General features: G+C 67.5%; 4 protein-coding genes. All 4 read right to left on the bottom strand.

The genetic code is table 11. From position 1 onward, the window contains the following. A partial coding sequence (locus WAL33_RS05930; protein WP_422179428.1) for a DEAD/DEAH box helicase occupies positions 1-1,798 on the bottom strand: 1,798 nt, incomplete at its 3' end. Positions 1,799-2,136: 338 nt separating this feature from the next. After that, entirely contained in the window at positions 2,137-2,574 is a 438-nt protein-coding gene (locus WAL33_RS05925) for a hypothetical protein (protein WP_422179426.1), read from the bottom strand. 173 nt (positions 2,575-2,747) lie between these two features. Beyond that, positions 2,748-3,074: a UrcA family protein gene (locus WAL33_RS05920; protein WP_422179424.1), complete on the bottom strand. Its 327-nt coding sequence runs from the start codon at positions 3,072-3,074 to the stop codon at positions 2,748-2,750. Positions 3,075-3,437: 363 nt separating this feature from the next. Continuing rightward, on the bottom strand, positions 3,438-5,380 hold a 1,943-nt coding region (gene parE, locus WAL33_RS05915; protein WP_422179422.1), incomplete at its 5' end, for a DNA topoisomerase IV subunit B.

The following is a 5,380-nucleotide window of genomic DNA, read 5'->3' as shown; positions in this document are numbered from 1 at the left end:
GGCCGGCGTCGTCGCGGGGCGGACGCGGCGTGTATTCGCGGCGCGGCGCGTCGTTGTCGTCGCGCGGCGGGCGCGGCGCGTACTCCTTGCGCGGACCCGAGGCGTCCCGAGCGGCCGGAGCCGTGGTCGGGGTGATGGTCACGTCGTCGCGCACGGTGGCCTGGACGGCCGCCCCGAACTTCACTTCCGCCTCGGCCGAGATCTCGAACTTGGTGTCGTAGTCGAAGATCCGGATCGAGCCGATGTCCTTCTTGGTGATGTGGCCCAGGCGGCAGATCAGCGGGATCAGCCACTTGGGGTCGGCGTTGTTGCGACGGCCGGTGTTGAGACGGAACCAGGCCGAGTTGCTCATGTCGGCGCGCTGTTCGCGTTCCGGACGGTCGAAGTCACCCCGGTCGGCGAAGCGGTCGCCGCGGTCGTTCGAGCGCGGGCCGGCGTCGCGCGAGCCCAATTCTCGGCTTCGGGGGCCCGGATCGGCGCCGTGGCGCGGGTCGTCGTAGATCTCTTCCGGCGCCGGCAGCTTGGCGCGGCGGGTGCGGATCAGGGCGGCGGCGATCTCCAGCGGCGTGCGCTTGGCCAGCATCGCCTCGGCCAGGGCGGTGTCTTCCTCGACCACGGCCTCGTTGAAGATCGGGTCGTCGAGCAGGCGCTCGGTGTCCTTCAGGCGGATTTCGTCAGCGGTCGGGGCGCCGCCCCATTGGCCTTCGACGCCGGCGGCCATCAGCAGCTGCTCGGCCTTGCGGCGGCGGGTGTAGGGGACGACCAGGGCCGAGACGCCCTTCTTGCCGGCCCGGCCGGTGCGGCCCGAACGGTGAAGCAGGGTGGCCTTGTTGACCGGCAGTTCGGCGTGGATGACCAGGCCCAGATCCGGAAGGTCCAGACCGCGCGCGGCGACGTCGGTGGCGACGCAGACGCGGGCGTGGCCGTCGCGCAGGGCTTGCAGGGCGTCGGCGCGTTCACGTTGCGACAGCTCGCCCGACAGGCCGACCACGGCGAAACCGCGCTCGCGCAGCTTCGAATGCAAGGCGCGGACGCTTTCGCGGGTGTTGCAGAACACCAGGGCGCCGGGGCTCTCGAAATAGCGCAGCAGGTTGACGATCGCGTGCTCGGTCTCGTTGGGCGCGACGCGGACGGCGCGATACTCGATGTCGCGGTGCGGTTCGTTGCGGCCCAGGGTGTCGATGCGCAGGGCGTCGTTCTGGTAGCTCTTGGCCAGTTGCACGATCTCGCGCGCCAGGGTGGCCGAGAACAGCAGGGTGCGGCGCTCGGCCGGGGCGGCGTCGAGGATGAATTCCAGGTCTTCGCGGAAGCCCATGTCGAGCATCTCGTCGGCCTCGTCGAGGACGGCGACCTTCAGCTCGGAAAGGTCCAGGTGGCCGCGCTCGATGTGGTCGCGCAGGCGGCCGGGGGTGCCGACCACGATGTGGGCGCCGTAGTTCAGGGCGCGCTGCTCGCGACGGGCGTCCATGCCGCCCACGCAGTTGACCACCACGGCGCCGGCCTCGGCATAAAGCCAGGTCAGCTCGCGATTGACCTGGATGGCCAGTTCGCGGGTCGGGGCGATGACCAGGCACATCGGCGCGCCGGCCTTGCCCAGTTTCTCAGCGTCGCCGATCAGGGTGGGGGCGGCGGCCAGGCCGAAGGCCACGGTCTTGCCCGAGCCGGTCTGGGCGCTGACCAGCAGGTCGCGGCCTTCGGCGTCGGCTTCCAGAACGGCGGCCTGGACTGGGGTGGGCTCGAGGTAACCTTGAGCGGCAAGAGCCCGCTCAAGAGCGGGGTGGGAGGCGGGGAAGGGCATGCGGGTCCAGTTCGTTTCAAGCGGACGGCGCACACACAAACGCACGCGGCCCGCACCACGACCAAATACGACCCCCAAACGGACCGTGTTCTTGGTCAATATCTTCAGAGAATAGACCACTTTCGCCGGGATGCCGATGAGGGCGCGGTGAAACTCGGTCTGATGGGCCGCCTAAGGAGGCTAAAACCGTCCGGAAAGCAAGGGCCCGAAGGAAAGAATGCTGCAGGGGCGAAATGGCGGCGTCACGCGGTGCGAGCGGAAGGGGACACGTGCTCATTTCGCGGCCTGCGCCAGGATGGTTCGGGCCTTGCCGAGAGTAGGTGTCCCCGACCTTGAACTCAGGCCAGGCCGCGTGGCCTGGCCAGTTCGCGGCAGACCACGGCCGAGAAGGTGGCCAGGGCGCCCAGGACCAGCAGGAACAGGCTCTCGGCGAAGCCCGGGGCCAGCACGGTCAGGGAGGGGACAGCCGGGCTGTTGGCGATGCCGACCGCTCCGGCCAGCAGGGTGAACAGGCAGGCGGCGAGCGCCAGCAGCGGCGCGCCCTTGGCCAGGACGCCCAGTTTCGAGGCGCGACCGAGGGCCAGCAGGATCGGCGCGGCGACGATCGTGGCCGTCAGAAGCAAGATGACGAACTGCACCGGCAGAGCGGCGGCGCCGAAGATGTCGCCGATGCCGAGGTGGCGGGCCGGCAGGGCGGTCGGCGTCGACGCCAGGGCGGGGGAGGCGGGCAGCAGGACCAGGACGGCGGAAGCGGTGTTCTTGAGATTCAGGCGCATGGATGTCTCCGTTGGTTTACGTTCGTAATTTTATAAAATTACGCGAGTAAACTTCAGAGTCAATCACGGGGACGTGCTCGATGTGACCGCCATGGCGCGGAACGCAAAACGCCCGGGGTTTCGACCCCGGGCGTTTCGCCGACGCTTCCCCTCTTGGTGGGGGAGAAATGGTCCTAGCGGTTGCGGACGCCAGTGACGGTCAGCGAGGCTTGGTTCTGGTTGAGCTGCGACACAGCCCCGGCGACGGCGTCGCGGTGGCAGGGCGAGGCGGCCACCGCGCGCTTCACTTCGGAGAAGCTGTGGGGGTCGGCGCCGCAGGCTTGCAGGGCGGCGGTGTTGATGCGGCGCATCAGCACTTGGGTGTCCTGCGGGTTGTTGAGGTCAAGCTTGGCCTTGGAGACCGGGATGCTGACGGTTTCGGTCTCGGCCTGGGCGGCGACGGCCAAGGAGGCGCCGGCGAGCAAGAGGAGCGCGGCGGTCGAGGCGGCGAGGATCTTCATGGATCGACTTCCCTGTTTGCGGCGACGTCTTGAGGGGCGTCGCTCGGTTCAACTTCGGGCCCGATACACAAGCGGGGCGGCTCGAAATCGCGTTCGTAACCTTGCATCTGCCTAAAAACAGTCCGGGAAAAGCAAAAAAGGTCGACAAAACGGTCAAAAATCGAGCGGACGCGATTTTCTAAACTGGAAAAGTCGAATTCATTTGGGGGGTTAGTTGAGGTTGAGCGTCGCGAATGTGAAATGTTAGATTCTTCAATGGATGGCATGAGCGACCCATAATTCCGGGCATTCACACCGTGAATCGCGAAAACGGCCCGTCGCCAGGGACGGGCCGTTTCCAGGACTTCAAGGCTGATCGGGGGACTACAAATCCAGATCGTCGGCCGCGAACTCGGCGTTTTCCTGGATGAAGCGGAAGCGCAGCTCGGGTTTGCGGCCCATCAGGGTTTCGACCAGGGCCTCGACCGCTTCTTCCGAGCGGGGAAGGGTGATCTTGGCCAGGGTGCGCACCGAGGGGTCCATGGTGGTCTCCTTCAACTGGGAGGCCATCATCTCGCCCAGGCCCTTGAAGCGGCCGATCTCGGGCTTCTTGCCCTTGAACATCGTGGCCAGCAGCTCGTCCTTGTGCGCGTCGTCGCGGGCATAGGCGCTCTTGCCGCCATGGCTGATGCGGTACAGCGGCGGCAGGGCCAGGAACAGGTGCCCCTGGCGGATCAGGTCCGGCATGGTCCGGTAGAAGAAGGTGATCAGCAGGCTGGCGATGTGCGCGCCGTCGACGTCGGCGTCGGTCATGATGATGATCCGCTCGTAGCGCAGATCCTCTTCCTTGTAGCGATTGCCGCCTTGGGCCCCGAGGGCCAGCATCAGGTCCGACAGCTCCTTGTTGGCGCTGAACTTCTCACCGGTCGCGGAGGCGACGTTGAGGATCTTGCCGCGCAGGGGCAGGATCGCCTGGTTCTTGCGGTTGCGGGCCTGCTTGGCCGAGCCGCCGGCCGAGTCGCCTTCGACGATGAACAACTCCGCGCCGTCAACGGCTCCGGCGGCGCAGTCGGCCAGCTTGCCCGGCAGGCGCAGCTTGCGGGTCGCCGAGGCGCGCTGGACTTCCTTGTCCTTGCGGCGCTTGAGGCGTTCCTCGGCTCGCTCGATCACGAACTCCAGCAAGGCCTGGGCGGCCTTGGGGCTGCCGGTCAGCCAGTGGTCGAACGGGTCGCGCAGGGCGTTCTCGACGAAGCGCTGGGCCTCGCTCGACGACAGCTTCTCCTTGGTCTGGCCCTGGAACTCCGGGTTCTTGATGAACACCGAGATCAGGGCGCCGGCCTGGGCGATGACGTCGTCGGCGGTGATGATCGCCGCGCGCTTCTCGTTCTTCAGCTCGGCGTAGGCCTTCAGGCCCCGGGTCAGGGCGGCGCGCAGGCCGCTCTCGTGGGTGCCGCCCTCGGGGGTCGGGACCGTATTGCAGTACGACTGCATGAAGCCGTCGTGCTCGCCGAAGCCGCGCGGGGTCCAGGCGATGGCCCATTCGACGGCGCCGGCCTCGCCCTGACGCTCGATGCGGCCCGAGAAGCTGTCGGGCGTGACCAACTCCAGTCCCTTGGTGCGCTCGGCCAGGAAGTCGGCCAGGCCATTGGGGAAGTGGAAGGTGGCCTCGGGCGGGGTCTGGTCGTGGATGCGCGAGGGATCGCAGGACCATTTGATCTGCACGCCGCGGAACAGATAGGCCTTGGAACGGGCCATGCGGTACAGGCGCGCCGGCTTGAAGGCCACGTTGTCGCCGAAGATCTGATCGTCGGGCTTGAAGCGCACCTGGGTGCCGCGCTTCTTGCTGGGCGCGATCTTCTCGACCGGGCCCAGCGGCTTGCCGCGCGCGAAGCTCTGGCGGTGCTCGAAGCCGTCGCGCCAGACGGTGACCTCGACCAGTTCCGACAGGGCGTTGACGACGCTGGCGCCGACGCCGTGCAGGCCGCCCGAGGTCTCATAGGCCTTGCCGCTGAACTTACCGCCTGCGTGCAGGACGGTCATGATCACTTCCAGGGCCGATTTGCCCGGATGCTTGGGGTGCTCGTCGACCGGCATGCCGCGACCGTCGTCGCGCACCGACAGATAGCCGTCGGCGTCGAGCTTGACCTCGATGGTCTTGGCGAAACCGGCCACGGCCTCGTCCATCGAGTTGTCCAGCACTTCGGCGAACAGGTGGTGCAGGGCCCGCTCGTCGGTGCCGCCGATGTACATGCCCGGACGCATGCGGACCGGTTCGAGACCCTCGAGGACCTCGATCGAGCTGGCGTCGTAGCCGCCGGACGAGGGGG

The organism is Caulobacter sp. (assembly GCF_049283275.1).
Classification (GTDB): Bacteria; Pseudomonadota; Alphaproteobacteria; order Caulobacterales; family Caulobacteraceae; genus Caulobacter.
The sequence above is the reverse complement of the archived record's forward strand: the minus strand, read 5'-3'. Positions and strand labels throughout refer to the sequence as shown.

Coding starts and splice junctions, on each gene's coding strand:
- WAL33_RS05925 (WP_422179426.1), bottom strand. CDS start 2,574: ATGCGCCTGAATCTCAAGAACACCGCTTCCGCCGTCCTGGTCCTGCTG.
- WAL33_RS05920 (WP_422179424.1), bottom strand. CDS start 3,074: ATGAAGATCCTCGCCGCCTCGACCGCCGCGCTCCTCTTGCTCGCCGGC.